Genomic DNA, 26,730 nt, shown 5'->3' with positions numbered 1-26,730 from the left:
TTCTACGAGCCTCCCAATACGCACAGCGGGGCGGCGTCTCGGCGCGAAGCCCTACGCCCCGGAGTACTGCGCCTCCAGATAGCGCTCGGCCTCGAGGGCGGCCATGCAACCGGTGCCCGCGGCCGTCACGGCCTGGCGATAGGTGAAGTCGGCGACGTCGCCGGCCGCGAAGACGCCGGGCACGGAGGTCTGGGTCGTGCCCGGCATCACCTTCATGTACCCGTTCAGGTGGAGCTCGATCTGTCCCTCGAAGAGGGCGGTGTTCGGCTGATGTCCGATGGCCACGAAGAGCCCGTCGACCGGCGTCTCCCAGACCACGCCGCTCTTGAGGTTCTTGAGCCGGACGGAGGTAACCTTGCCCTTGTCGGGATCCAGGACGTCCTCCACCGCGGTGTCCCAGATGAACTCGATCTTGGGATTCTTGAGGGCACGCTCCTGCATGATCTTGGAGGCGCGGAGCGCATCGCGCCGGTGGACGACCTGCACCTGCCGCCCGAGCCGGGAGAGGTACAGCGCCTCTTCCATGGCGGAGTCGCCTCCGCCCACCACCATGATGTTCTGGTCCTTGAAAAAGAAGCCATCGCAGGTGGCGCAGGTCGAGACGCCGCGTCCCATCAGCTTGGACTCGTTGGGAAGCCCGATGAGCTTGGCCGTGGCCCCCGTGGCGACGATCACGGTGAGCGCCTCGATGGTACGCTCCCCGGCCGTGACGCGGAAGGGGCGCCGGCCGAGGTCCACCTCCGTCACGTCGTCGGCGATCATCTCGGCGCCGAAGCGCACCGCCTGACTCTTGAAGTGCTCCATGAGCGGCGGCCCGTCGATGCCGTCCACGAAGCCCGGATAGTTCTCCACGAGCGTGGTCAGCATGAGCTGACCGCCCCACTGGGTGCCCATGAACATGACGGGAGCCAGGTTGGCGCGGGCGGCATAGATGGCCGCCGTGTAGCCGGCCGGGCCCGATCCGATGATGACGACCTTGCGTGTCGTGGCCATGATTTCCTTGTTCCGTCTCTCCTGTCTCGTGCTCGCGACCTTTGGATGCGCAAAAGACGCGGCTAGATGCCTCCCGCCCCGTCTCCCGACGCTCTCAAGATAGCCGGCAACTCCGCGAGATCACGAATCTCGAACTCGGGCGCGGGCGCCCCATCGGGCAGCGGACCCCCGTCGCGGTTGATCCACGCCGCCGCCATGCCCACGGCCTGGGCACCCGCCACGTCGATGTCCGCGCGGTCGCCGACCATCAGGGCCTGCTCCGGCCCCACCCCGAGCCGCCGGAGGGCGAGCTCGAAGATCACCGCCTTGGGCTTGCGCCAGCCCACCTCGTCCGAGACGATGACGGTGTCGAAGAGATCGGCCACGCCCTCGCGCTCGAGCACGAGCCGCGCCGTCGGCGTGTAGTCGAAGTTCGACACCACGGCGAGGCGATGGCTGCGCTTGAGCTCGCGGAGCAGCTCCCGATGGTGCTCGGGGAAGACGATGGCCCGGCTCAGCTCGCGCTTGTGGGTCGAGAGAAGCACCTCCAGCGCCTCCCGCGGGAGGGCGGCACGGTCGAGGCCGAGCCGACCGAACATCATGCCGAAGCGCTCCTGGGCGGCCACCTCGCGGTGAGTCTCGCCGCGGATGCGCTCGGCCTCCTGCCAGCTCCAGAAGAGCGAGCTCACGAAGTCGTCGAGCTCGAGCGCGGGGGCGAAGGGCCGGAAGGCCTGGTGGAGATGGCCCGCCGTCGAGCGCATGGTCTTGCCATTGGCGTGCACTTCGGGCAGCCGCGAGCGGTCGAAGAGCACGAGGGTGTCGAAGAGGTCGAAGAGCACGGCCTCGCGCGTCATGGCAGGGGCTTGCGCTGCGCAAAGCCTTCGTCGAACCCGTGCCAGAAGCGCACGCGGTCCTCGCCATGCCTCCAGCACAGATTGACGGGCTGCTCTCCCGCGATCTCGGTCACGAGCCCCGGAAAGTCCACGAGCCCCATCTCGAGATCCTTGATGACCCCGCCCAGCTCCAGGATCCGCGCCAGGGCTTGCTTGACCTCGATGCCGAAGCCGTCGAGCCGCTCCGCCCGGGCCTTCCAGTCCCGCCGGTCGACGGTGGCCCCGCCCGTGGAGCGGATCTTCTCGCGCTGCTCCTCGAGAGCTTCCTGCAGCGCGCTGGCGCGACGGTAGAGGTCCATGGCTTCGCCCATGAGCTCGGTGAGCTTCGGGATCAGCGCGTCCACTTCCGCCCGCGTGAAGAGTCGCTGGCTCATGGCCCCTCCACGAAGATGGCGTGGACGTCCTTGGGCCCGTGCACGCCCCGCGTGAGGGTGAGCTCGATATCGGCCGTGCGTGAGGGTCCCGTGATGAAGCTGATGACGGCGCCCGACATGGCGCGCGACGGATCGGCGTGAAGCGCCTCCAGCATGATGCCCACCTGCTCCAGCGACTCGAGGAGCTGGGTGGGCCCGAACACGGCCACATGCGTGGCGGGCAGGAGGGACGTCGAGCGCGGCCGTCCCCGGCCCGAGACGAGGACGAGGGTGCCCGTCTCGCCGAGCGCCCAGTCCACGCCGGTGACCCCGAGATCCGCGGCGGCCGCCTCCTCACGGTGCCGCGCACGCTCGCTCTCCGGCGGATCGGCATCCTGGGCGGTGGTCACCGCGAAGCCCTCACGGCCGAGGTGAGCGTGGAGGTCCAGCCCGAGCGCTCCGGGAGACCAGGAGAGAAGGCGCGTGGCCTTGCGCTCGCGCGCGATCTCGCCGATGAGCGCGGGCACCGCCTCCAGGCGGGACGCCCGGTGGAAGATGCCGGCCACCCGCTCGAACTCCTCGCGGAAGCGCTCGAGAGCCTGGGGCCAGCGCTCGAGCATCTGGCGGCGCACGGTCTCCGCGGCCTCCTGAGGCGCGGCCGGGCGCGGCGAGGCGGCCGCCTCGAAGAGGCCGCGCGTCTTGGCCATCTCGCGTCTGATGTCCTGGAGGAACTCGGCCCGCGTGGTCACGGACGCCCGATCTCCCGCCAGCGCTCGCTGAAGGTCTGTGGAGCCACGGGAGGAAGATCGCGCGTGGCCGTCCACTTCCCGAAGAAGAGGGGCAGCGAAGCCAGCCGGCCCTTCCTCACGAATGGCCTCTGGGCCAGACGGGCGACCGCCGCCCCCCATTTGAACCATCGAGGCCGCATCATGATCCGGCGCGCCATCCCGAAAAGGACCCGCTCCGTCCACGGGGCGATCTTCTCCGTGTCGAGATGCTCTCTGAGCTCGACGAGCATGCGCGGGATATCGATCCGCACCGGGCACACGTCCTTGCAGGCGCCGCAGAGCGAGGAGGCGTGGGCCAGCTCCTTCACGGACGCTGCACCCTTGAGCATGGCGGTGAGGAGGATGCCGATGGGGCCTGGGTACGTGTGGCCGTAGGCGTGGCCCCCGATCTGCCGGTACACGGGGCACACGTTCAGGCAGGCGCCGCAGCGGAGACAGTAGAGGGCCTCGCGCAGCGTCCCCGCGATCTGCCGGGTGCGGCCGTTGTCCATCAGGATGAGGTGGAACTCCTCCGGCCCCTCCATCTCGCCGGGCTGACGGGGCCCGCGCACGAGCGTCGTGTAGGACGAGAGCTTCTGCCCCGTGGCGCTCCGCGCGAGGATGGCGAGGAAGACCATGAGGTCGGTCATGGACGGGATGACCTTCTCCATGCCCATGACGGCCACGTGGATGCGCGGCAAGGAGGTGACCATGCGACCATTGCCCTCGTTGGTCACCAGCACCACCGTCCCCGTCTCCGCCACCGCGAAGTTGGCACCCGTGATGCCCATGTCCGCCTCGAGGAATTTCTGCCGGAGCTCCACCCGCGCGACCTTGGTCAGCACTTCGGGGTCGGCCTCGAAGCGGCCGCCCAGCTCCTGGGAGAAGAGATCGGCCACCTGCCCCTTGGTCTTGTGGATGGCGGGGGCGATGATGTGCGAGGGCTTTTCGTGGGCGAGCTGGATGATGTATTCGCCCAGGTCGGTCTCCACCGGCTTGACCCCCGCGTGCTCGAGGGCCTCGTTGAGCTCGATCTCCTCGGTGGCCATGGACTTGCTCTTGACGGCCATCCTCACGCCCTTGTCCCGGCACAGACGCAGGATGATGTCCCTCGCCTCCTCACCGGTGGCCGCCCAGTGCACGTGCCCGCCGAGGCGCTCGATATTGTCGGCCAGGCGCTCGAGGTGGCGGTCGAGCTGCTGGAGCGTCGCCTCCTTGATGGCGCGGGCGCGATCGCGGAGGGCGTCGCCCTGGGGGAAGTCGAGGAAGGACTCGCGGCGCAGGCCGATGAACTTGGTGGTGGCGATGCCCAGCGCTTCCTGCAGGTAGGCGTCCTTGAGGGCGCCGCTGGCCCGCGTCGCGAAGGGCGTGCCCTGTTCAGTCTCGCTCATGCCGGCTCGTCCGGGGCCAGGACCTGGGCAAGGTGGAGGGCCCGCACGCGCGAGCCGCGCCGCGACAGTCTTCCCCCCATCTGCATGAGACAGCCGGCATCGCAGGCCACCAGGCAGTCGGCGCCCGTCGCCTCCACGTGGGCGATCTTCTTGTCGAGGATGGCCGTGGAGACCTCGGGCAGCCGGACGGAGAAAGAGCCCCCGAAGCCGCAGCACTCGTCCGCGCCCGGCAGCTCGAGCAGCTCGCCATGCGCGAGGTTCCGGAGCAGCGTCCGCGGGGTGCGAGACTCGCCGAGACCTCGCAGCAGATGGCAGGAGTCGTGATAGGTCAGCTTGCCCGCGAACGTCGAGCCGACCTCGCTCACCTTCAACACCCCGACCAGGAATTGCGAGAGCTCGTACGTCCGGGCGGCCAGGGCCTTGGCCTCGGCATGGAGGGCAGGATCGTCAGCGAGGAGCCCCGGATACTCCGCCTTCACCATCCACGCGCAGGAGCCCGAGGGCACCACCACATGCTCGGCGCCCGCGAAGAGCCGCACCGTGCGCTCGGCCACCGCCCGGGCATCGGCATGATAGCCCGAGTTGAAGAGCGGCATCCCGCAGCAGGTCTGTCCTTCGGGGAACTCCACGTCGACCCCGAGCCGGCGCAGCAGCCTGACCATGGCCACCCCGACCTCGGGGAAGAACATGTCCCCGAGGCACGTGATCATGAGGGAGGCCTTCACGGCTTCTTCTTCTCCGGCGCGTGAGGGGGCGGCGGCGACACCACGACGAGGACGAGGAGCGGCTCCGTGCCATCATTGACGAGCCCGTGCTCGACGCCCGCCGGCGCCATCAGGGCATCGCCGGGCTCGAGCTTTTCCTCGGTGCCGCCGAGGGAGAAGCGGCCCGTGCCCTCGAGGACATAGTAGATCTTGTCCTCGCCGCCGTGGGTGTGGGGCTTCTGCGACTGGCCGGGGGCGACGCAGTAGAGATCGAGCAGGGTGCGCTCCGAGGAGGCAAGCGCCACCTTGGCCATCTTGTCGAGCGAGAGCTGGACGTGGTCGCGGACGCGTATCTTCATGGCTCCCTCAGCGCTTGAGACAGGAGCGAGACGGGGTGCAGCACTTCGACGAGTAGGCCAGCCTCTAGAGCGTGCTGGAATATCTGCATGATGCAGCCGGGATTCCCCGTGGCCACGATGCGCGCTCCCGTCTCGCGGATGCGCTCGATCTTGCGCCGCCCGAGCTCGGCGGCCATCCCGGGCTCGAGGAGATTGTAGACGCCCGCGCTGCCGCAGCAGAGGTCGCTGTCCTTGAGGTCCACCAGGGTCAGCCCCGGGATGCGTCGGAGGAGCTCTCGGGGCTGGGCGCGCACCTTCTGCCCATGCACGAGATGGCAGGCGTCGTGGTAGGTCACCGTCTCCCTGAGCTCGCCCAGGGGCAGGTCTGCGTCGACGAGGACCTCGCAGATGTCCTTCACGAGACCGGCGAAGCGCTCGGCCCGCTCGTCGCCCAGCCCGTGACCGTACTCCTTGAGCGCCGAGCCGCAGCCGGCGGCATTCGTCACCACGATGTCGACGTCATGTCCAAGGGTGGCCATGAGGCTCCGCGCCATCAATCGAAACTCGTCCAGCCGGCCGGCATGAAGATGAAGCGCCCCGCAGCACCCCTGGACGCGCGGGACCACGACGTCCCAGCCCGCCGCAGAAAGCAACCGCACCGTCGCGGCATTGATTCCCGGGAAGAAGAAGCGCTGGACGCAGCCGGTCAGGAGGGCGGCCCGTCCGCGCGCCTTGCCGCGAGCGGGGACAAGCTCCGGCAGCCGCATGGAGGAGCTCGGCATCAGGCGAGGGAGGAGCGCCTCCATCGCCTGCAGCCGCTTGAAGGGCGCCAGCATGCCCGATGCGCGGACGAGAGCCTGGAGCCCCGAGGCCTGGTAGAGGCGGAGCGGCCACAGCAGCGCGCCCAGGCGAGCGGGATGCGGGAAGACCGCGAGCGCCCACTCGAGCGTGGCATGCGCGCTCTCGGGCGCGCGCACGCGCTTCCGGTCGAGCTGGGCCCGGGTCGCCTCGAGGAGCTGTCCGAAGGGCACGCCCGACGGGCAGGCCGTCTCGCAGGCGCGGCAGCCGAGACAGAGGTCGAGATGCCGCGCCAGCCCCGGCGTCAGCTCGGCCCGGCCCTCGGCGGCGGCGCGCATGAGGTAGATGCGGCCGCGGGGCGAATCCATCTCCTCGCCCAGCACGCGATAGGTCGGACACTGGGGCAGGCAGATGCCACAGTGGACACAGGCGCGGAGGCCATCCATGGACGGCGCGTCCGGTCCATCGAAGGCGCCGGGGAGCGCACGGTCGCCCACGGCCGACTCGATCACAGCCCCCCCACGAAGCGCCCGGGATTCAGAATGCCGAGCGGATCGAATTCCGACTTGAGCCGCCTCATGACACCCAGGGCGGCCTCGGGCACGGGGCCCCAGACATCGGCCGCGTCCTTGAGGAGCCGCGGCGCGCGCTCCACCACCAGGCTGCCGCCTTCTTCGCGAAGCGCCTCCCGGAGCGGCGTCACGAGCTCGCGCCCGAAGATGTCGGGCTCGATCGTGCCCGTGAGGGCCGCGCGGAAGACGCCGTTGCCGGCCTCGCCGACGATGGCGGCGGAGAGGTCTTGGCGGGAGGCTCTGTGCTCGACCTCGGCGGCCCACCGTGACTGGCGACGAATCTCGCCGGCAACCTTGAGCACGAGCGGCGCGACGAGGGCTCCGCCCAGCTTTGTCCAGAGCTCCGCGGGAAGCGCGCGTGCCTTGCCGCCGCTCTGCTCGCTGAGGGCGGCGAGGGCCGCCCCCTGGCTCGTCACCGCTTTGGCGACGGTACGGATCGAGACGCACAGAGCGGCGGCTGCGGGCGGCTGGCCGAGCCGGCGAAGCGCGCCGTCATTGAGCCAGGCCAGCCGGTCAGGCTCGAGCGTGGAGGCAAGGATGGCCGAAAGAAAATCCCCCGCGCGCTCATTCTCGTCGAAGACGACGAGCCACGAGCCGGTGTCGGGAGGAACTGGGTGGAGCCTGAGGGTGGCTTCCACGATGAGCCCGAGAGTGCCGAGCGATCCCACGAGGAGCTTGGGGATGTCATAGCCGGTGACCGACTTGACGACCTTGGCGCCGCCCCAAGTGACGGTGCCATCGGCCTGCACGAAGCGGGCGCCGAGGAGCAGATCGCGCCCCGTGCCGTAGCGAAAGCGCGAAGGGCCCGAGGCATTGGTCGCGAGCACTCCGCCGACGGTTCGCGACTGCCCCGCGTGAGGGTCGAGGGCCAGCATCTGCGCATGCTTGCCGAAGACGGAGCCCAGGCCTTCGAGGATGCACCCGGCCTGGACCGTGGCCACCATGTCCTCGGGGACATAGTCGAGGACGGCAGTGAGGCGGGCCAGGTCGATGACGAGATCGAGCCGCCGGGGCGGATTGCCGAGATCTGTGGCGGAGCCGCGGCCGCGCGGCGACACCGCCAGCTTTTCCGTCGAGCACAGCGCGAGGATCCTGCTCACCTCATCGGTTGAGCCCGGGCTCGCGATCCACCGGGGCGGGCGCCCGTCGATCGACACGGTCGAGAGGGCGGCGGACTGGGCGGTGACATGCCCAGGGCCGACGATGGCGCCGAGACCTTCTTCGAGCGCCGGCGCGGAGACGGTCACTCCGCTCAGATCCAGGTGCCCGCGGGCAGCCGCGGCGCCGCCGGCTTGAACGCCTCGCCGCAGGCGGGGTGCGAGGGCAGGAGCTTGCCCGGGTTCATGATCCCGTCGGGATCGAGGACGCGGCGGAAGCGGGCCATGAAGGCCAGGTCCGCTTCGCCGAACTGAAACGGCATGCTCGAGGCCTTGTCGAGGCCGACCCCATGCTCCCCCGTGACGCTGCCGCCCATGGCCAGGCAGGCCCGCAGCAGCTCGTCATTGGCGGCCTTGGCGCGCTCGAGCTCGCCGGGAACCAGGTCATTGTAGAGAATCAGGGGGTGGAGATTGCCGTCGCCCGCGTGGAAGACATTGGCGATGACCAGCCGGTGCCGCGCCGCGATGGCCTGCACTTCCCTCATGATCTGCGGCAAGCGGGAGCGTGGCACCACGGCGTCTTGCAGGAGCCAGGTCGCCGACAAGCGTCCAAAGACGCCCGCGGCTTCCTTTCGGCCCTTCCAGAGGAGGGTCCGCTCCGTCTCGTCCTTGGCCACCCGGATCTCGAGGGCCGCGCGGCTCCGGCACATCTCCACGATGCGCGCGGACTGCTCGTCGATCTCCGCCATGGGACCGTCGAGCTCGATGAGGAGGACGGCGCCGGCTCCCTTCGGATAGCCCGCCCCGATGCCCTCCTCGATGGCGCGGACGACGACCTCGTCGATCATCTCGAGGGCGGCCGGGATGATCCCCGCCCCCACGATGGCCGAGACCGTCTCCGAGGCGTTGTCGATGGTCGAGAACGACGCGAGCAGCGTCTTGACACCCTCCGGCTCGTGGAGCAGGCGCACCGTCACCGCGGTCAGGAGACCGAGCGTCCCTTCGCTCCCCACGAGCGCCCCGGTGAGATCGTAGCCCGGCTGATCCTGCACCTTGCCGCCCACGCGCAGCACCTCACCCGCCCCGGTGACCAGCTCGAGACCCAGCACGTGGTTGACCGTGATGCCGTACTTGAGGCAATGCGGGCCGCCGGCATTGGTGGAGGCATTGCCGCCTATCGAGGACACCATCTGGCTCGAGGGATCGGGGGCGAAGTAATAGCCATGCTCGCGCGTGGCCTGGGAGAGCCAGAGGTTGATGAGGCCCGGCTGCACGGTGGCGCTGCGATTCTCGAAATCGAGCTCGAGGATGCGGTTCATCCGCGTCAGCGACACCATGACGCCGCCCAGGGGCGCCATGGCCCCGCCGATGAGCCCCGTGCCGGAGCCTCGCGGGACCAGGGCGACATGCTCGCGCCGGCAGAGACGGACTAGCTCGGCCACCTGCTCCGTGGTCTCGGGCAGCACCACGACGTCGGGCGCGCCCTTGTAGAAGGTGTGCATGTCGCACTCGTAGGTCATCCGGCCTTCCGGCGTCGCCACGAGACCCCGGGGGCCGACGATGCGCTCGAGCTCGCTCAGCACAGCTGCGCTCAGGGGCACGGGACTCTCCGTCGGAATGCTAGGCTGGCCATGGGAAAACGAGGCCGGCCCTCCGTGGGAGGGCCGGCAAGATGGACTCGGTCACGATGAACCCCGTGATTCGGGCTGGAAGAGCGCTATCCGATCTTCCAGGTCTCCCCCGACATCAAGAGCTTGGCGATGTCGCCGGGACCACGGTCCGAGATGGCCTTCTGCTCCTGCTGGATCAAGATCTCCTCGTACGTCGTCTCGCCCTCCTGGTTGAGCAGGGTGCCGAGGGGGACCGGATACTCGGGCGCCCAGAGCTGGGCGAGGAGGGTGGCCGTGGCCCGGTCTGCCTCGTCGTGCACCCAGAGCGTGCTCTCGGAAACCTCCTTGACCTTGACGACCTTGGGCTTGAGCCCCTCGAGCACGAGACCGCGCCGGTCATCGGCCGGACCCCAGACGATCGGCTTGCCGTGCTCCAGCCGCAGCTCGAACTGGGCCTTCGAGTCCTTGTCGTAGAGCACGTTGAAGGCGAGGTCGTTGTAGACGTTGCAGTTCTGGAGGATCTCCACGAAGGCCGCGCCCTTGTGACGAGAGGCGCGCCTGAGCGTCTCCTCCATGTGGGCGATGCTGCGATCGACCGTGCGGGCGACATAGGTGGCGCCGGCGGCGAGGGCGAAGACGCAGGGACTGAGCGGCCGGTCGGCCGAGCCCATGGGGGTGGACTTGGTCACCTTGCCGAGCTCGCTGGTGGGGGAGTACTGCCCCTTGGTCAGCCCATAGATCCGGTTGTTGAAGAGCAGGATGGTGACGTCGACGTTGCGCCGCAGCACGTGCAGCAAATGATTGCCGCCGATGCTGAGCCCGTCGCCGTCGCCCGTGACCACGAAGACCTTGAGCTCGGGCCGGGCCAGCTTGAGACCGGTGGCCAGCGCGGGGGCGCGCCCGTGAATCGTGTGAAAGCCGTAGGTGTTCATGTAGTAGGGGAAGCGGCTCGAGCAGCCGATCCCTGAGATGAACACGATGTTCTCCTTGGGGATGCCGAGATCGGGCATCGTCTTCTGCGCCGCGCTCAGGATGGCGTAGTCCCCGCAGCCGGGGCACCAGCGCACATCCTGGTCGGACTCGAAATCCTTCTTCGTGTACTTCGGTGTCGCCCCGGGCACTCCGGTGACCGTACTCACTGCTTTGCCTCCAGAAGTTGGTGGATGGCCTCGAGAATCTCCTGGCTGGCCAGGGGCATGCCACGGACGCGATTGAAGCCGACGGCGTCGACCAGGTACTCCGCGCGGAGCACGCGCACGAGCTGGCCGAGGTTGATCTCGGGCACCAGCACGCGACGGTACTGCCGCAGGATCTGCCCGAGGTCGGGCGGAAGCGGGTTGAGGTGGCGGATATGGGCCGAGGCGACCGACTTGCCCTCCATCTGCGCTTCCTCGACCGCCGCCGTGATGGCTCCGTACGTGCCGCCCCATCCGACCACGAGGACGTCGCCGGACTCCGGGCCGTTGACCACGGTGGCCGGGATCTCCTGGGCCACGCGCCGGACCTTCTCGGCGCGGGTCCGGACCATGTGGTCGTGGTTGTCCGGCTCGTAGGAGATATTCCCCGTGCCGTCCTGCTTCTCGATGCCGCCGATCCTGTGCTCGAGGCCGGGCGTCCCGGGGCGGACCCAGGGCCGGGCCAGGGTGGCCGCGTCGCGGAGGTAGGCCTGGAAGCCTTCTTTCTCCGTGCGGAAGTTCACCGGGATATCGGGGAGCGTCTTGGCGTCCGGAATCAGCCAGGGCTCGGATCCATTGGCGAGATAGCCGTCCGAGAGCACCATCACGGGCACCATGTACTTGATGGCGATGCGCACCGCTTCGTAGGCGATGTAGAAGCAGTCCCCGGGCGTGCACGGCGCGATGACCACGATGGGATTCTCGCTGTTGCGCCCGTAGAGGGCCTGCATCAGGTCGGCCTGCTCGGTCTTGGTGGGGAGGCCCGTGCTGGGACCGCCGCGCTGGATATCGAAGATCACCAGGGGCAGCTCCGCCATCACGGCGAGGCCGATGCCTTCTCCCTTCAGGGCGATGCCGGGGCCGCTGGAGGCGGTGACGCCGATGGCGCCGCCAAAGGACGCGCCGATGGCGGAGGTGACGGCGGCGATCTCGTCCTCGGCCTGGAAGGTCCGCACCCGCCAGCGCTTGTGCAGGGCCAGCTCTTCCAGGATGCTCGAGGCCGGCGTGATCGGATAGGCGCCGAAGACGATGGGGATCTGCGTCCGCTCCGCCGCGGCCAGGAGCCCCCAGGCGAGCGCCCGGTTGCCCGTCATGCTGCGATAGACGCCCGCAGGCATCTCCGCGGCTTCGATGCCGTAGTGCTCGGAGAACATCTCCGCCGTCTCGCCGAAGGCGTGGCCGGCCTTGAGCACGCGGATATTGGCCTCCACGAAGGTCGGGTTCTTGGCGAAGCGCTTCTTGATGGCATCCAGGGTCGGATCGAGCGGCCGCGTATAGATCCAGGAGACCAATCCCAAAGCGAAGAAGTTCTTGCAGCGCTCCTTCTCCTTGGCGTTGAGGGGCAAATCCTCGAGGCACTTCTTGGTCATGCCGCTGATGTCCACCTGGTAGAGCCGGAACTTCTCGGCCAGACCGGGATCGTTGAGCGGGCTCTTGGGCTCGCCCTTCTCGTCCTTCGGATAGCCCGCCTTCTCGAGGTTGCGCTGGTCGAAGGCGGCGGTGTTGACGATGAGGATGCCCCCCGGCTTGAGGTCGCCAAGATGCACCTTGAGGGCGGCGGGATTCATGGCCACCAGAGAGTCCAGCTGATCGCCCGGCGTGTACACGCGCTGGCTGCCGAACTGGAGCTGGAAGCTCGACACGCCGAAGAGCGTGCCGGCGGGAGCGCGGATCTCCGCGGGGAAATTGGGCAGGGTCGAGATATCGTTGCCGGCCCACGCCGCTTCTGTCGTGAACTGCTCGCCGGTCACCTGCATGCCATCGCCGGAATCGCCGGCGAATCGGATGACGGCGCGAGTCAAGGTACGGCGCGGTTTCGCGACCGCCGGGGCGGGCGTTACCGTTTCGCTCATGGTCTCGATCGTCCTTTCAGTGACTTCGTCTTCTCAGTGACTTCATCTGAGGCGCAGAGCGACCCCGACGCATGTCACTGGAAAACTCTTCCAGGCAGGGGCCGCTACAGGCTCATGCTACCCAAAACCGCCAGCGATGGCAAGGATATGTCCGCCTGCCTGCGGCCTTACCACGGTCCTCCGCCGCGCCGCGCTCCCGTGGCTCTCTAGAGCTCCAGCAGGTCCATTTTCGGGGCGCGCGTGAGGTTCCGACAGCCCCCGGCATCCACGAGCACCATGTCCTCGATCCTCACCGCGCCCCGGCCGGCATAGTAGAGACCAGGCTCCACGGTAACCACCTGCCCCGTCTTGAGCTCGTAGTCCACCCGGCTGATGCGCGGGGGCTCGTGAATGTCGAGCCCGACGCCATGCCCGGTGCCGTGGAAAAAGCCCTGCTGCCGGCCGTCCACCACCCCCGTCGTATAGCCGCGGGCCTCCATGGTCCGCGCGACCTCGGTGTGGATGGCTCCGCCCGATGCACCGTCGCGGATCAGCTCGATGCCGCGAAGCTGAGCGGCCAGGACGGCGTCGTAGAGCCGCCTGAGCTCGTCGGGAGCCTTGCCCTTGACCACGGTCCGCGTCATGTCGGCGTAGTAGCGAGTCTGCGAGGAGCGGGGAAAGATGTCGAAGATGATTCCCTGGTTGGGATGGATGGGGCCGGACCCCTGGTTGTGGGGATCCACCCCCTGCTCACCGCAGGCGATGATGGTGTGCTCGGCAATGCAGTCGTTTTCCATGAGCGAGACGTTGACGACCTTCTTGAGGTCCTCCGAGGTCAGCGGGCGGCCCTTGTAGATCACCTGGTCGCCGCGAATGGTGCTGGCGCGGAGCACGTCGAGGGCCGCGGCCAGGGCCGTCTCCGTGTGCCGTTGCGTCTCCTCGATCGCGGCGATCTCCTCGATCGTCTTGATCACTCGCTGGGGAAAGAATGGGTGCGGCCGCGGCGCCACGGTGATCCCGCGCTCGCGAAGGCGGTCGGCCAGCTCGAGAGGGAAGTCCGCCGGCACCTCCACCTTGGAGACGCCGTAGCCCTCGAGGAGCACGGTGACCGTATCCGTCAGGCGGGGCTGGGGCCACCGCTGGCGGGCCTTGGCCTCCCATTCGGTGAGTGACAGGACCTCGTCCACCCGCGCCTGGGCGCGGGCGCGATCCACCTCGAGGTCGGACATCAGGAGAATCTTCTTGCCGCCGACGTCGAGATAGACGAAGGGATCGGGGGCCAGGAACCGGCAGGCGTAGTAGAGGTTGGAGTCGGCCTCGCTGGCCGCGATGATCAATGACGCGCTGGTCATGCCCGATACGTTACCACACGGGCCCCTGGGATCATTCGTCAGCGGGGGCCTCGAATGGCCCCCGCACTCCCCCAGTTTGCGTCTCGGCGGTCCTGAGTATGGTCACCACCCTGGGCGTCGTCGGCTTTGCGCAGCACGTCGATGAATCTCGAGACGGCGGGCGGCATCTGCTTTCCGCGACGGTAGATGATCCCGATGGGTCTGGCGAGACCCGGCAGGGCCAGGGGTACCGTGGCCAGCGTGCGCATGCCTGACTCCATCACCACGGTGGGCCTGGGTAGGATGGACACGCCGGCGGCGATGCCTATGGCCTGCTTGATGGTCTCGACATTGTCGAACTCCATGACCACATTGACCTTCACCCCGTGCTGCCTGAGCGCGCGGTCGATGGCGCGGCGGACGGCCAGGTCGCGGTCGAAGGCGACGAACTTCTCCCCGGACAGATCACCGGGCTGGACGAGCCGCCGCTTGGCCAGACGGTGACTCGGGTGGGTCACCAGCACCATGGGCTCGGAGCGAAGCGGCATCACGGCCAGGGTTCGGCTCGCCGTGGGATACGAGAGCACTCCCAGATCGGCCTCGTCATTGAGGACCGCCTCGACGACCTTGTGAGGGTGAAGGCACTCGAGCAGCACGCGGGCATGGGGATGCGCGGACATGAAGGGCTGCATGTGCCGGCTCATGTCGTGCAGGCCCACCGAGTAGATGGCGGCCACCCGCACCGTCCCGTCGACCATCTCCTTGGAGGCGAGAAGCTCCGAACGCGCCCTGGCGAATCCCTGGAGCAGGCCGCGGCAGGCGTCGAAGAAGACCCGGCCCGCCTTGGTAGCCACGAGCGGGCGTCGCGAGCGATCCAGCAGGGGCACGTCGAGCTCGCCTTCGAGCTGCTGGATGGCCTGACTCGCGGCCGATTGTGAGATGCCGTTGGCGGCGGCGCCGCGCGAGAAGCTCCGGAGTCTGACCACGTCGCAGTAGAGCTTGAGCGCGTCGAGGTTCACGTGCCGAGACTACACCATTAGACATACTGATGCTATGTTTTTTCGAATTTGTGCTTGGCTAATGCTCCGATCTGGTGTAACGTTTCCGCTCAACTCGGACATTGTGATTCACCTTCACAAGGTCCAGCCCCTTCACGAGGGCGTGACGAAGCATCGCTGGCAATCACGGAGGAGAACGGGATGTCAAAGGCGACACCGGCGGGGCTTCCGGAGGCTCAGGGGCTCTACAACCCGGACCACGAGCACGATGCCTGCGGCGTCGGCTTCGTGGTGGACATCAAGGGCCGCCGATCGCACGCCATCGTCGCCCAGGCCCTCGAGGTGCTCAAGAACCTCCTCCACCGCGGCGCCTGCGGCTGCGAGGTCAATACGGGCGACGGCGCGGGCATCCTGATCCAGATCCCGCATGCCTTTCTCAGCCGCGAGTGCGGCAAGCTCGGCATCACCCTCCCCGTCCCCAAGCACTACGGCGCCGGGCTCGTCTTCCTTCCCCGTGATCCCGCCCAGGCCGAGCGCTGCCGGGAGACGCTGGCCACCATCGCCAGCGAGGAAGGGCAGACGCTCCTGGGCTGGCGACCCGTGCCCACCGACGACAGCCCGGTGGGACCGTCCGCGCGCTCAGTCGAGCCGACGATCGAGCAGGTGTTCATCGGCCGCGGCGCGGCCGTGCCGGATGCCCAGGTCTTCGAGCGCAAGCTCTACGTCATCCGCAAGCGCATCGAGCACGCCATCCGGCAATCCGACATGGCGGACCGCGGCTACTTCTACCTGCCGAGCCTGTCCGCGAACACCCTCATCTACAAGGGCATGCTCTCGGCGGACCAGATCGAGACCATGTTCCCCGACATCACGGACCCGCTCGTGGAGTCCGCCCTCGCCCTCGTGCACCAGCGCTTCTCCACGAACACCTTCCCCTCCTGGCCGCTGGCCCATCCGTATCGGTACATCGCCCACAACGGCGAGATCAATACCCTGCGGGGCAACATCAACTGGATGAAGGCGCGCGAGGCGCTGTGCCGCTCGGCCCTCCTGGGCGACGATCTCCAGAAGATCCTCCCCATCGTGATCGAGGGCGGCAGCGACTCGGCGATCTTCGACAATGTGCTGGAGCTCCTGGTCATGGCGGGACGGCCGCTGCCCCTGGCCGTGCTCATGATGATCCCGGAGGCGTGGAGCGGGCACGAGTCCATGTCGGCGGAGCGGAAGGAGTTCTACGAGTACCACGGCTGTCTGATGGAGCCGTGGGACGGCCCCGCCTCGATCGCCTTCACGGACGGGACGGTCATCGGCGCCGTCCTCGACCGGAACGGCCTCCGCCCCTCCCGCTACTACGTCACCCGGGACGGGCTCGTGGTCATGGCCTCGGAGGTCGGCGTGCTCGACATTCCGCCCGAGCGCGTGCTGATCAAGGAGCGCCTGCACCCCGGCCGCATCTTCCTCGTGGACACCGCCCAGGGGCGCATCATCGACGATGCCGAGCTCAAGCACGCCTTCGCCATCGAGCGTCCCTACGGCGAGTGGCTGGCCACCCATCTCAAGCCGCTGGAGAGCCTGCCCGAGCCGCCGAGCCTGCCCGAGCCGGACCACGACACGGTGCTGGAGCGCCAGCAGGCCTTTGGCTACACGCACGAGGACCTGCGCATCCTCTTGGCGCCCATGGCCACGGCGGGCGAGGAGCCGGTGGGCTCCATGGGCACCGACACGTCCCTGGCCGTGCTCTCGGACCGGCCGCGGCTGCTCTACGACTACTTCAAGCAGCTCTTCGCGCAGGTGACCAATCCGCCGCTCGACGGCATCCGCGAGGAGCTGGTGACGCAGATCGCCACGAGCATAGGACCCGAGGGTAACCTGCTCGAGCCCGTGCCGGAGGCCTGCCGGCAGATCAAGCTCAAGACGCCCATTCTCGACAATGCCGAGCTGGCCCGTATCCGCCACGTCGACCTGCCGGGCTTCAAGGCCACGACCGTGCCGATGCTCTTCGCCGTCACCGACGGCGCGGCCGGCCTGGCCGCCGCCATGGAGGAGCTCTGCCGCCGCGCCGCCCGGGCCGTCGACGAGGGATACACCTATCTCATCATCTCGGACCGCGGGGTGAACCGCGAGTGGGCGCCCATCCCGGCGCTCCTGGCCACGGCGGGCGTGCATCACCACCTGATCCGGGAGGGCAAGCGGGTCAAGGTCGGGCTCATCATCGAGACGGGGGAGCCGCGCGAGGTTCACCACATGGCCCTGCTCCTGGGCTACGGGGCGGGGGCCATCAACCCCTATCTCGCCTTCGAGACGCTCGACGACATGATCGGCCAGGGCATCCTGCCCGCCCTCGATCACAAGACGGCCGTGAAGAACTACATCAAGGCGCTGAACAAGGGCGTGCTCAAAGTCATCTCGAAGATGGGCATCTCCACCATCCAGTCGTACCGCGCCGCGCAGATCTTCGAGGCCATCGGGCTCGCCAAGAACTTCGTCGACCGCTACTTCACCTGGACGGCCTCGCGCATCGGCGGGATCGGCATGGATGTGGTGGCGCAGGAGGCGCTCATCCGGCACCACCGCGCCTTCCCCGAGCGGCCCATCGGCGAGCCGGAGCTCGACTGGGGCGGCGAATACCAGTGGCGGCGCGACGGCGAGTACCACCTTTTCAACCCCGACACCGTCTTCAAGCTCCAGCACGCCACGCGCGCCAAGCAGTACTCGATCTTCAAGGAGTACACCACCCTCGTCAACGCCCAGAACGAGCACCTGGCCACGCTCCGGGGACTGTTCACGTTCAAGTCCACACGGCCGCCCGTGCCCATCGAAGAGGTCGAGCCCGTCGAGGCCGTCATCAAGCGCTTCGCCACTGGCGCCATGTCGTACGGCTCCATCAGCCTCGAGGCCCATCAGACGCTGGCCATCGCCATGAACCGCATGGGCGGCAAGTCCAACACGGGCGAGGGCGGCGAAGACCCCGCCCGCTACCCGCGCGATCCCAACGGCGACTGGCGCCGCAGCGCCATCAAGCAGGTCGCCTCCGGTCGCTTCGGCGTCACCAGCGAGTACCTCGTCAATGCCGAGGAGCTCCAGATCAAGATGGCCCAGGGCGCCAAGCCGGGCGAGGGCGGCCAGCTTCCGGGGAGCAAGGTCTATCCCTGGATCGCCAAAGTGCGCCACGCCATGCCGGGGGTGGGACTCATCTCTCCGCCCCCGCACCACGACATCTACTCGATCGAAGACCTGGCGCAGCTCATCCACGATCTCAAGAACGGCAATCCAAAGGCGCGCGTGAGCGTCAAGCTCGTGGCCGAGGTCGGGGTGGGCACGGTGGCGGCCGGGGTGGCCAAGGCCCATGCCGACGTCGTCCTCATCTCGGGCCACGACGGCGGCACGGGCGCCTCTCCCCTGACCTCCATCAAGCATGGGGGCGTCCCCTGGGAGCTCGGCCTGGCGGAGACGCAGCAGATCCTGGTCATGAACAAGCTCCGCGACCGCATCATCGTCCAGACCGACGGCCAGATGAAGACGGGCCGCGACGTGGTCATCGCCGCCCTCCTGGGCGCGGAGGAGTACGGCTTCTCCACCGCCCCCCTCGTCGTCATGGGCTGCATCATGATGCGCGTCTGCCATCTCAACACGTGCCCGGTCGGCATCGCGACCCAGGACCCGAAGCTCCGCACCAAGTTCACGGGCAAGCCCGAGTTCGTCGAGGCCTTCTTCCGCTTCGTCGCCGAAGAGGTGCGCGAGCACCTGGCCCAGCTCGGCGTCCGCACCATGGACGAGCTCATCGGCCGCTCGGATCTTCTCGACGTGCGGCCGGCCGTGGATCACTGGAAGGCGCGCGGGCTCGACTTCTCGGCCATCCTCTATCGGCCCCCCGTCGGCCCCGAGGTCGCCATCCGCCGGGTGGTCGAGCAGGATCACGGCCTCGAGAGGTCGCTGGACATGACCACCCTCATGCCGCTCTGCCGCGAGGCCCTCGAGCGCCGGGACCCCGTGGACGTGCGTCTGCCCATCCGCAATGTCAACCGGACGGTGGGGACGATCCTGGGCTCGGAGCTGACTCGGCGCCATGGTCCAGACGGCTTGCCCGACGACACCATCCGCATACATTTCACCGGCTCGGCCGGCCAGAGCTTCGGCGCCTTCGTCCCCCGCGGCATCACTCTCACGCTCGAGGGCGATGCCAACGACTATGTCGGCAAGGGCCTCTCGGGCGGCAAGCTCATCGTCTATCCGCCGCGCGAGGCGACCTTCGTGGCCGAGGAGAACATCCTGGTGGGCAATGTCGTGCTCTACGGCGCCACGGGCGGCGAGGCCTATTTCCGCGGGGTGGCGGGGGAGCGCTTCGCCGTGCGCAACAGCGGCGCCCTCGCCGTCGTGGAGGGCGTGGGCGACCACGGGTGCGAGTACATGACGGGCGGCCGCGTCGTCGTCATCGGGCAGAGCGGGCGCAACTTCGCCGCGGGCATGTCGGGCGGCATCGCCTATGTGCTCGACCCCGCGGGCGACTTCAAGCGGCGCTGCAATCCCGGCATGGTCGATCTGGAGCCGCTCGTCGACGCCGAGGACGTCCTGCTTGTGAAGGACCTCCTCTCCCGCCACATCCGCTACACTCAGAGCCCGGTGGCCGCGCGACTGCTCGTCAACTGGGAGGAGACCCAGGGCATGTTCGTCAAGATCATGCCGCGCGACTACAAGCGCGTGCTCCAGGCCATCAAGAAGGCCGAGGAGAGCGGCCTGTCCGTCGACGAAGCCGTGATGGCGTCCGCCCACAACTAGCCGCCTGATGGGCAAGATCACCGGCTTCATCGAATTCAAGCGCGAGGCGCCCAAGCGGCGCCCGGTGGACGAGCGCGTCCACGACTGGCAAGAGGTCTACCTCCCCTTCGAGGCGGACAAGCTCAAGATGCAGGGCGCCCGCTGCATGGACTGCGGCATCCCCTTCTGCCACCAGGGCTGTCCCCTCGGCAACCTCATCCCCGACTGGAACGACCTCGTCTACCGGGATCGCTGGCGAGAGGCCATCGATCGCCTCCACGCCACCAACAATTTCCCCGAGTGGACGGGCCGCCTCTGCCCCGCGCCCTGCGAGGGCTCCTGCGTGCTCGGCATCAACGACGACCCCGTGACCATCAAGCAGGTCGAGGTCGGCATCATCGAACACGCCTTCGACGAGGGCTGGGTGGTGGCGGAGACGCCCGCGGTGCGCACCGGGAAGAAGGTCGCCGTGGTCGGCTCGGGCCCCGCCGGCCTGGCCGCGGCCGAGCAGCTGAATCGGGCCGGCCACCTCGTCACCGTCTTCGAGAAGGCGGACAGGGTGGGCGGGCTCCTGCGCTACGGCATCCCCGAGTTCAAGATGGAGAAGCGCATCCTGACGCGGCGCCTGGCTCTCATGGAGGCCTCGGGGATCGTGTTCAGGACACGGGCCGACGTCGGGGTGACCGTCCCCGTCCAGACTCTGCGCGAAGACTTCGACGCCATCGTCCTGGCCGGAGGCGCCGAGTGGCCGCGCGACCTCCAGATTCCCGGCCGCGAGCTCGGGGGCATCCACTTCGCCATGGACTACCTCACGCTCCAGAACCGTCGCTGCGAGGGAGACACCGTCCCCGACGCCGAGTTCATCACGGCCCAGGGCAGGCACGTGGTCATCATCGGCGGCGGCGATACCGGCGCGGACTGTCTCGGCACCGTGCATCGCCAGGGGGCGCGCTCGGTCACCCAGTTCGAGATCCTGCCCCGGCCGCCGGATGAGCGCGACGTCGCCAGCAATCCGTGGCCGCTCTGGCCGAATATCTTTCGCGTCTCGTCGGCCCACGAGGAGGGCGGCGCGCGGGAGTATTCCGTCAATACCACCCACTTCTCCGGTCGTGACGGGCGCGTCGCCACCCTGCATGCCGCCCGCGTGGAGATGGTCAGGGAGGGCGGCCGGGTCAGCTTCAGGAATATCCCGGGCACCGAGTATGCGATGGAGGCGGAGCTGGTTCTCCTGGCCATGGGCTTTCTGGGCCCGCGGCGCGAGGGGCTGCTTACCGACCTCGGAGTCACGCTCACGGACCGCGGCAATGTCTGGCGTGATGCAAACTGGATGACGAGCGTGCCGGGGGTCTTCGCGGCCGGGGACATGCAGCGCGGACAGTCGCTCATCGTCTGGGCCATCGCGGAGGGCCGGAGCGCCGCCCGCGGCGTCGATTTCTACCTGATGGGCAAGTCCGACCTGCCCGCTCCCCTCCGCTAGTGCAGTGTCCCCGAGATTCGAGACCCAGCCATGGGACAGTTTCTCCCTCGTAACGTCGGTACCAAAGGTGGGTCCCGAACTAACGGGACGGTGCACTAGGTCGTCGACCGGATGAGCCTCAACTGAGGCATCTGCATTCCGGCGCCTTCGCCTTCCTCGTGCTAGAGGACTTCTCGTTACGCCTGACGGAGTATCGGGCCCTGGTCCTGGGCCTCCTGCTCGTCGCGATCGTGTTCGCCTTCCCCGGGGGACTCGCCGGCACCGCGTCCCGGCTCGCCCGCCGATGGTCGAGGCCCGCGCGCGCATGATCGCGTGGTCGGTCCTGATCGGTCTCGTGGGGGCGCTCGCCACGTGGGGCGCCATGCGCGCTCTGGGCGGGCGCGAATCCAGCCAGCGTCCCCATCTGCACTGGTCCCTCGGGCTCGCCGCGCTTCTGCCCGCGTGGCTCATCGCCTTCGTGGGCCTGCTCGGGGCCACGGCTTCCCCGACGGGCCGACCGGAGCATTCGTTGTCGGTCTTCCTTCATCTTGCATCGTCGGCCGCGCTCCTCGGGATCATCCTCTCGGACAGGGCCATGAGGCGCCTTCGCGAGTCGGGACGGGCCTATCGGTCGGTCACGTACTGGCTCCTGGGAGGCGCTGCGCTCGTTCCGGCGTGGGGAATTGCGCTGTTGGGTCTCACATGGAAGACACCCTGAACGCGGTTCTTGCCTCGTGGCAGGATCGCCGTCGAGGACCGCGCGGGCTCGTAAATTCGCGAGATCCGACCTCGCGGTCGGCTCGGAGAAGCCCTGGACCAACACCCCATCGGGGCACCAGCGCGGGGTCAGGCCGGCCGCCCTAAATCGACTCCCCCGCTGCGCACGGCCGGGCTAGAATCCCCATAGCGAGGTCCGTCTACGAGGTGCGGGCGGTGCCCGGTCGGGGACTCGAGGGGGACCGGTATTTTGGGTCACGGCTCTCATTCGGGGAAGGCGAGTCACGGTGGGCGTGAGATCACCTTGATCGAGGTTGAGAGCGTGGAGGCGTTCCACCGCGGCGTTGAACGCCGACGGGCAAACGCTGGGCACCAAGTTGTCTCCGGCCGAGACCCCACGCAACATCGCCACATCCGGCGTGCCCTTGAACCACTTGGTGGACCAGGAATTCTGGGTGGGCCAAGTCTTGCTGCGGAGCGCGCGGCTCTGCGAGCCGTGCCGGCACCTGGAGGACCTCACTCAGAAAGGAGTCCTGGCCGGGCTCATTCATCGGGGCGGCCTGAGAGCGCGAATCCTGACCGAGGGCACGATCCGCGTGGGCGATGTCATCCGGCCCCCGGCCTGAACCGGGGCGGGCAGACACCGGGCGATCGTGGATGAGCTGACCCTCGTGAGCCATTCGTCCTCGACCGGAGCCTTGCTCGCCTCCTGGCGCTGGCGTCCGGAGGTTGTGCTCATCCTTGCGACACTGGCGAGTGTGTACGCCTCCGGGTGGTGGCGTCTTCGCGAGTGGGGCTATCGGGAGCTTGCCCCCGGATGGCGCCTCGGGCTCTACCTGAGCGGCCTTGGCGCGGTGGCCGTCGCCCTCCTCCCGCCCGTGGACGACCTCGCTGACGTCCTCCTGACCGCCCACATGGTCCAGCACCTGATCTTGATGATGATCGCGGCGCCACTTCTTCTCCTCGGGAACCCGCTGCCGACCTCTCTCTGGGGGCTGCCTCGGCGGGCTCGCCGAGCCCTCGGGCGCCTGCTCACTCGAAACGCACCGCTCCGCAAAGTCCTCTGGGCCGCCACCCTGATGCCGGTCGCCTGGCTCCTCTTCGTCGGGAACTTGTGGCTCTGGCATCTTCCCGCCGCCTATCAGGCCGCGCTGCGCGATCCCGTGATCCACGATGTCGAGCACGTGGCCTTCTTCGGCACGGCGCTCCTCTTCTGGTGGCCGATCGTGGAGCCGGCGCCCCGGCTGCACGAGCGGATCCCCCGCGGCTTCGCCATCCTGTATCTCCTCGCGGCCACGGGGCAGAACACGCTGCTGAGCGCCTTGATCGCCTTGCCCGAGCGCGTTCTGTATCCCTATTACGAGGCGTCGCGGCCGCCATTCGGTGTGAGCGCGCTCGACGACCAGGCCCTGGCGGGGGGCCTCATGTGGAGCATGGGGCATATGTATCTGATCCCCATTCTGCTGGTCGTGGCGAGGATGCTCGATCGCGAGGAGCGGACGGCGCGTGAGCGAGAAGCCGTTCGGGGAGACCAGCCCCGCCGGTGATTACGTCATCTTGGCGTGGCCGGCGACCGCGCGAACGATATACTCTTCAGTGATCTCAACCAGAAACGGCTGCGCTTCCGCCGCGATTATCCGTACCAACGCTTGAGAGATTTAAAATAGATGCCGAACCCCGCGGCAACAACGAGATACAGAATGCTCCGGGCGGCCGCCCATGTATCGCTCGATTGCAAATAGTTTCTGAGCTCCCACAGAGAAAAGAAAATAAAGAAGACGATCGCCGTTCCAATGAGAATTCTATGCGCGGTGATGAGTTTCACGAGAGAAGAGCCATCAGAAGACCCGTGAGGCCGGCCATCTGAGAGAGCAGAATAATCCGTCGATCGCTCGGCGGATGCGTACGTAAAAGATCCGCGAGTTTTCCGTCCCGATCATCCACCCGCCGCCGCAGAGCATAGGCAGCCGTACTCGGACGTACCCTGCCTCAGAAGCCCGCGGGCACAGATTCGACCAAGCCCTTGATAGACTTCCCAAAGGTTCTCATCGACTTGCCTATTGGCCTGAAGCGCGGTCTGCGCGTTCCTTGTGACGGTGGGCCTGGCCACGCTCGTACCCGCGGCGGAAGCTTTCTTCACGGTAAACTTTTGGATAGCGCGCCACCAGATATTTATCCGACTCCTGATAAGATTTTCCGCGCAATCTCGGATCTTGAGCCGCTTCGAATCCGCGCCGGTAGTTCACTTCGTCTTTGGTGAAATCAGCCCCCTGTGCGGTGTAGCTTTCCTGCTCGGCATCGCGCAACCCGATCCACCATTTCTCGCGAGCCGCATCAATGCTTTCCGCGCCGGTTCGTTCCAGAACCTCACGTGCTGCATCGGCCTGTTCATCGTTCTCGGCAAGGATGGCCACGATCGAGCGTCCCTGCCGCAATGCATCTTCGTAAACGTAGATTTCATCTATGGGCAGTCCCTGGTCCAAACTTTTTTCCAGCGCATCGCCCGCGGCCGCGCCTCCCGCCGCGCTGATCGCACCTAGAATGGCCGCGCCAAGAATTCCGACGGCAATGATTGGTCCAACCCCGGGCACAAGCATGCTCGCGGCTGCCCCGCCCAGGCTCACCCCTGCGGCAGCGCCAAATGCCCCGCCCACGACGCCTCCTACCGCCGCTCCCATTCCGGGTTGTTCGGCCTCCGTGGTCGGTATTTCTCTCACTGCCTTTTCCGGGTCTCCGGGGACGAGCAGGTTGATTTTCTCCTTCTTGATCCTTGTAGATCTCAGCTCATTCACGGCTTCATAGGCGCTCGCCGGCGTCTGAAAAACTCCAACAACCGTCAACATAGCCATTCTCCCAAGTTTTTATAGGAATTTAGTCAACCAGGCAAGCGCTTCGCCCTTGATATCCCGAGGTGTCGGGTGCACCACCAGGATAACATTCGCATCGGATTCTGCTCAATGGCCTCTCCAACCCTTCAGCGCGATCCGGCGCCGCTCGAACACCCGTTCGCTCAGGCGCGCCCGTAGAAATGGTAGAGCATCAAGTACACGATCACCCCGGTCACCGACACGTAGAGCCAGAGGGGAAGCGTCCACCGCGCGATCCTCATGTGCCGATCGAAGCGGCCGCGGAGCGCGTGGGACAGGGTCACGAGGACGAGCGGGACGATCCCCGCCGCCAGGATCGTGTGCGAGGTGAGGAGGCTGAAGTAGACGGGACGCATCCATCCCTGGCCCCCGAAGCTCATCGAGCCCACCTGATAGTGATACGTGAGATACGAAGCCAGGAACATGACGGCGACCGCGAACGCGGAGCCCATGCAGATCTTGTGCGCCAACACCTTGCCCTGGCGGATCATGAGGTAGCCGGACACCAGGAGGACGGCGCAGGTCGCGTTCAGGGCGGCGTTAAGGGCAGGAAGGGCCGAGAGCGGGAGGGAGCTCATCGAGACCCCAGGGACGCCACCGGCATCAAGGCATCAGCGATGACCAGGGGCGGGCGCGACTTTCACCGAGTCGGCGGTCTTGTGGGGGACCGCCGAGTGATCCGGAATGAGGATGAAGATCAAGAGGGCGCCCAGAAACAGGGGAGTCAGCGCGATCAGGGCAAGGGTCCGGACTTCAAACCGGAGGTGCATGAAGTACGCCGCCACCAGCGTGGCCTTGACCAGGGCGAGCGAGACCAGAGCGATGACGATCAGGACCTTGGCTATGGGCGCGAAGATGACCGCGATCTCGGTCACCGTCAGGATGAAGAGGTACAGCCAGATCAGCCAGTAGTTGGGGCTCGCGTGTCCGTCGGCCATTGGTCGCTCCGTCCTACAGGAGATAGATGAACGTGAAGACCATGATCCAGACCAGGTCCACGAAGTGCCAGTAGAGGCCGGAGATCTCCACGACGTTGTAAGTCCATCCGGTCCCGAGGGCGGTCGTGGGCTTGGAGACCAGGGCTAGCATGACACTCAGGTAGATGACGCCGCCGGTGACGTGCATGCCGTGGAACCCCGTGATGATGAAAAACGTCGTGCCGAAGAGGGACGCGCCCCAGGGGTTCCCGAAGATCTTCAGCCCCTCGCCGATCAGCTTGGTCCACTCGTAGGCCTGAAGCGAGAGGAAGCCCAAGCCTCCGATGACGGTGAGGAGCAGATAGATCTGGGCGATCCCCCGCTTCCCGTTCTTGACCCCTTCGAGCCCTTTGACCATGGTGACGCTGGAGCAGATCAGGAGGAACGTCATGAAGGCGGTCAGGTTGATGCCGAGACGCTGGTACGGGTTGGGCCAGTCGGCGCTGCCGTAGCGCATGGCTCCGTAGGCGCACAGGAGCACGCCGAACCCCATGGCGTCGCCCGCGAGGAAGATCCACATGCCCAGCTTCCCCCAGCTCTCGGGGGTGAGGGGCGACTCCGCCGGCTCCGTGCCGGGATGCATCGTCTCGACCTGGCTCACTGTCCGCTCCCCCTCCAAGCCTTCATGGTCTCACCGCAGGTACACGAGCACGTACAGCACCGGCCAGAGGAAAACCACGAAGAACCAGAACATCCCGCACAGCGTGACGGGGACGTGAGTCCGGGTCGAGAACCGGCCGCGCCGCGCGGCGACCAGCACCAGCGACAGCCAGATGAGGGCGCCGAGCACGTGGGCGCCATGGACGCCGACCAGCGTGTAGAAGGTGGCCCCGTAGGTCCCCGAGGATGCCGTGAGGCCGAAGTGCACGAGCCGCGTCCACTCGTACCCCTGCACGGCGAGAAAGACCGCCCCGAGCACGGCCGTGCCGCCGAGATAGCGGGAGAGCCCCGCCTGGTTCCCCCGGCCGATCGCCCTGAGGGCGAGGGCCATCGTGGCGCCGCTGAGCAGCAGGATGGCGGTGTTGACGCCGGTCACTTCCACGGGCAGGCGCGGCTGTAAGGGCGGGGGCCAGACCTGAGCGCCGAGGCGCAGCACGAGGAACGCGCCCACGAGGGCGGCGAAGAAC

General features: G+C 67.5%; 24 protein-coding genes. 5 read left to right on the top strand and 19 right to left on the bottom strand.

The window, feature by feature from the left end; genetic code table 11:
• Positions 1 to 51: 51 nt before the first annotated feature.
• The 14 genes from trxB to VGT00_12435 form a co-directional block, all read right to left on the bottom strand.
• Complete coding sequence (gene trxB, locus VGT00_12500; protein HEV8532232.1) at positions 52 to 993, bottom strand: thioredoxin-disulfide reductase; 942 nt, start codon at positions 991 to 993, stop codon at positions 52 to 54.
• Positions 994 to 1,055: 62 nt separating this feature from the next.
• Positions 1,056 to 1,826 carry an HAD family hydrolase gene (locus tag VGT00_12495; GenBank protein ID HEV8532231.1) on the bottom strand — a complete coding sequence of 257 codons (771 nt, stop codon included), beginning with the start codon at positions 1,824 to 1,826 and terminating at the stop codon, positions 1,056 to 1,058.
• Entirely contained in the window at positions 1,823 to 2,239 is a 417-nt protein-coding gene (locus VGT00_12490) for a DUF2203 domain-containing protein (protein ID HEV8532230.1), read from the bottom strand. The genes VGT00_12495 and VGT00_12490 overlap by 4 nt, the downstream gene beginning before the upstream one ends.
• Entirely contained in the window at positions 2,236 to 2,967 is a 732-nt protein-coding gene (locus VGT00_12485; protein ID HEV8532229.1) for a lactate utilization protein, read from the bottom strand. Before VGT00_12485 ends, VGT00_12490 begins: the two co-directional genes overlap by 4 nt.
• The gene (locus VGT00_12480) at positions 2,964 to 4,376 is read right to left on the bottom strand and encodes a LutB/LldF family L-lactate oxidation iron-sulfur protein (protein ID HEV8532228.1); all 1,413 of its coding nucleotides are present in this window, start codon (positions 4,374 to 4,376) and stop codon (positions 2,964 to 2,966) included. Before VGT00_12480 ends, VGT00_12485 begins: the two co-directional genes overlap by 4 nt.
• Entirely contained in the window at positions 4,373 to 5,101 is a 729-nt protein-coding gene (locus tag VGT00_12475; GenBank protein ID HEV8532227.1) for a (Fe-S)-binding protein, read from the bottom strand. The genes VGT00_12480 and VGT00_12475 overlap by 4 nt, the downstream gene beginning before the upstream one ends.
• Positions 5,098 to 5,439, bottom strand: coding sequence for a cupin domain-containing protein (locus VGT00_12470; protein ID HEV8532226.1), 342 nt, complete (start codon positions 5,437 to 5,439; stop codon positions 5,098 to 5,100). The genes VGT00_12475 and VGT00_12470 overlap by 4 nt, the downstream gene beginning before the upstream one ends.
• On the bottom strand, positions 5,436 to 6,728 hold the full coding sequence (locus VGT00_12465) for a (Fe-S)-binding protein (GenBank protein ID HEV8532225.1): 1,293 nt from the start codon (positions 6,726 to 6,728) through the stop codon (positions 5,436 to 5,438). The genes VGT00_12470 and VGT00_12465 overlap by 4 nt, the downstream gene beginning before the upstream one ends.
• The gene (locus VGT00_12460) at positions 6,725 to 8,035 is read right to left on the bottom strand and encodes an FAD-binding oxidoreductase (protein ID HEV8532224.1); all 1,311 of its coding nucleotides are present in this window, start codon (positions 8,033 to 8,035) and stop codon (positions 6,725 to 6,727) included. The genes VGT00_12465 and VGT00_12460 overlap by 4 nt, the downstream gene beginning before the upstream one ends.
• A gap of 5 nt (positions 8,036 to 8,040) precedes the next feature.
• Complete coding sequence (locus VGT00_12455; GenBank protein HEV8532223.1) at positions 8,041 to 9,486, bottom strand: FAD-linked oxidase C-terminal domain-containing protein; 1,446 nt, start codon at positions 9,484 to 9,486, stop codon at positions 8,041 to 8,043.
• A 116-nt stretch (positions 9,487 to 9,602) separates the two neighbouring features.
• The gene (locus VGT00_12450) at positions 9,603 to 10,634 is read right to left on the bottom strand and encodes a 2-oxoacid:ferredoxin oxidoreductase subunit beta (GenBank protein HEV8532222.1); all 1,032 of its coding nucleotides are present in this window, start codon (positions 10,632 to 10,634) and stop codon (positions 9,603 to 9,605) included.
• Positions 10,631 to 12,523 (bottom strand): 2-oxoacid:acceptor oxidoreductase subunit alpha, encoded by a 1,893-nt coding sequence (locus VGT00_12445; protein HEV8532221.1) that lies wholly within the window; start codon positions 12,521 to 12,523, stop codon positions 10,631 to 10,633. Before VGT00_12445 ends, VGT00_12450 begins: the two co-directional genes overlap by 4 nt.
• A gap of 206 nt (positions 12,524 to 12,729) precedes the next feature.
• On the bottom strand, positions 12,730 to 13,854 hold the full coding sequence (locus VGT00_12440; protein HEV8532220.1) for a Xaa-Pro peptidase family protein: 1,125 nt from the start codon (positions 13,852 to 13,854) through the stop codon (positions 12,730 to 12,732).
• 38 nt (positions 13,855 to 13,892) lie between these two features.
• Positions 13,893 to 14,852, bottom strand: coding sequence for a LysR family transcriptional regulator (locus tag VGT00_12435; GenBank protein ID HEV8532219.1), 960 nt, complete (start codon positions 14,850 to 14,852; stop codon positions 13,893 to 13,895).
• A gap of 180 nt (positions 14,853 to 15,032) precedes the next feature.
• Here VGT00_12435 and gltB point away from each other — a divergent pair, with 180 nt between their 5' ends.
• From gltB to VGT00_12410, 5 genes are all read left to right on the top strand, one after another.
• Positions 15,033 to 19,607: a glutamate synthase large subunit gene (gene gltB, locus VGT00_12430; GenBank protein ID HEV8532218.1), complete on the top strand. Its 4,575-nt coding sequence runs from the start codon at positions 15,033 to 15,035 to the stop codon at positions 19,605 to 19,607.
• Between the two features lie 7 nt (positions 19,608 to 19,614).
• The gene (locus VGT00_12425; GenBank protein ID HEV8532217.1) at positions 19,615 to 21,063 is read left to right on the top strand and encodes a glutamate synthase subunit beta; all 1,449 of its coding nucleotides are present in this window, start codon (positions 19,615 to 19,617) and stop codon (positions 21,061 to 21,063) included.
• Between the two features lie 283 nt (positions 21,064 to 21,346).
• Complete coding sequence (locus VGT00_12420; GenBank protein ID HEV8532216.1) at positions 21,347 to 21,760, top strand: hypothetical protein; 414 nt, start codon at positions 21,347 to 21,349, stop codon at positions 21,758 to 21,760.
• A gap of 343 nt (positions 21,761 to 22,103) precedes the next feature.
• Positions 22,104 to 22,385, top strand: coding sequence for an MOSC domain-containing protein (locus tag VGT00_12415; GenBank protein HEV8532215.1), 282 nt, complete (start codon positions 22,104 to 22,106; stop codon positions 22,383 to 22,385).
• 27 nt (positions 22,386 to 22,412) lie between these two features.
• Positions 22,413 to 23,306, top strand: coding sequence for a cytochrome c oxidase assembly protein (locus VGT00_12410; GenBank protein HEV8532214.1), 894 nt, complete (start codon positions 22,413 to 22,415; stop codon positions 23,304 to 23,306).
• Positions 23,307 to 23,816: 510 nt separating this feature from the next.
• Here VGT00_12410 and VGT00_12405 read toward each other — a convergent pair.
• The 5 genes from VGT00_12405 to VGT00_12385 form a co-directional block, all read right to left on the bottom strand.
• Positions 23,817 to 24,602 carry a hypothetical protein gene (locus VGT00_12405; protein HEV8532213.1) on the bottom strand — a complete coding sequence of 262 codons (786 nt, stop codon included), beginning with the start codon at positions 24,600 to 24,602 and terminating at the stop codon, positions 23,817 to 23,819.
• 167 nt (positions 24,603 to 24,769) lie between these two features.
• The gene (locus VGT00_12400) at positions 24,770 to 25,204 is read right to left on the bottom strand and encodes a DUF420 domain-containing protein (GenBank protein HEV8532212.1); all 435 of its coding nucleotides are present in this window, start codon (positions 25,202 to 25,204) and stop codon (positions 24,770 to 24,772) included.
• A gap of 33 nt (positions 25,205 to 25,237) precedes the next feature.
• The gene (locus VGT00_12395) at positions 25,238 to 25,564 is read right to left on the bottom strand and encodes a cytochrome C oxidase subunit IV family protein (protein ID HEV8532211.1); all 327 of its coding nucleotides are present in this window, start codon (positions 25,562 to 25,564) and stop codon (positions 25,238 to 25,240) included.
• A 13-nt stretch (positions 25,565 to 25,577) separates the two neighbouring features.
• Positions 25,578 to 26,204, bottom strand: coding sequence for a cytochrome c oxidase subunit 3 (locus tag VGT00_12390; protein HEV8532210.1), 627 nt, complete (start codon positions 26,202 to 26,204; stop codon positions 25,578 to 25,580).
• Positions 26,205 to 26,234: 30 nt separating this feature from the next.
• Positions 26,235 to 26,730: heme-copper oxidase subunit III (locus VGT00_12385; protein ID HEV8532209.1), on the bottom strand; the 496-nt coding region annotated here is incomplete at its 5' end.

This window comes from Candidatus Methylomirabilota bacterium (genome assembly GCA_036002485.1).
In the GTDB taxonomy this organism is placed as follows: domain Bacteria; phylum Methylomirabilota; class Methylomirabilia; order Rokubacteriales; family CSP1-6; genus AR37.
The sequence above is the reverse complement of the archived record's forward strand: the minus strand, read 5'-3'. Positions and strand labels throughout refer to the sequence as shown.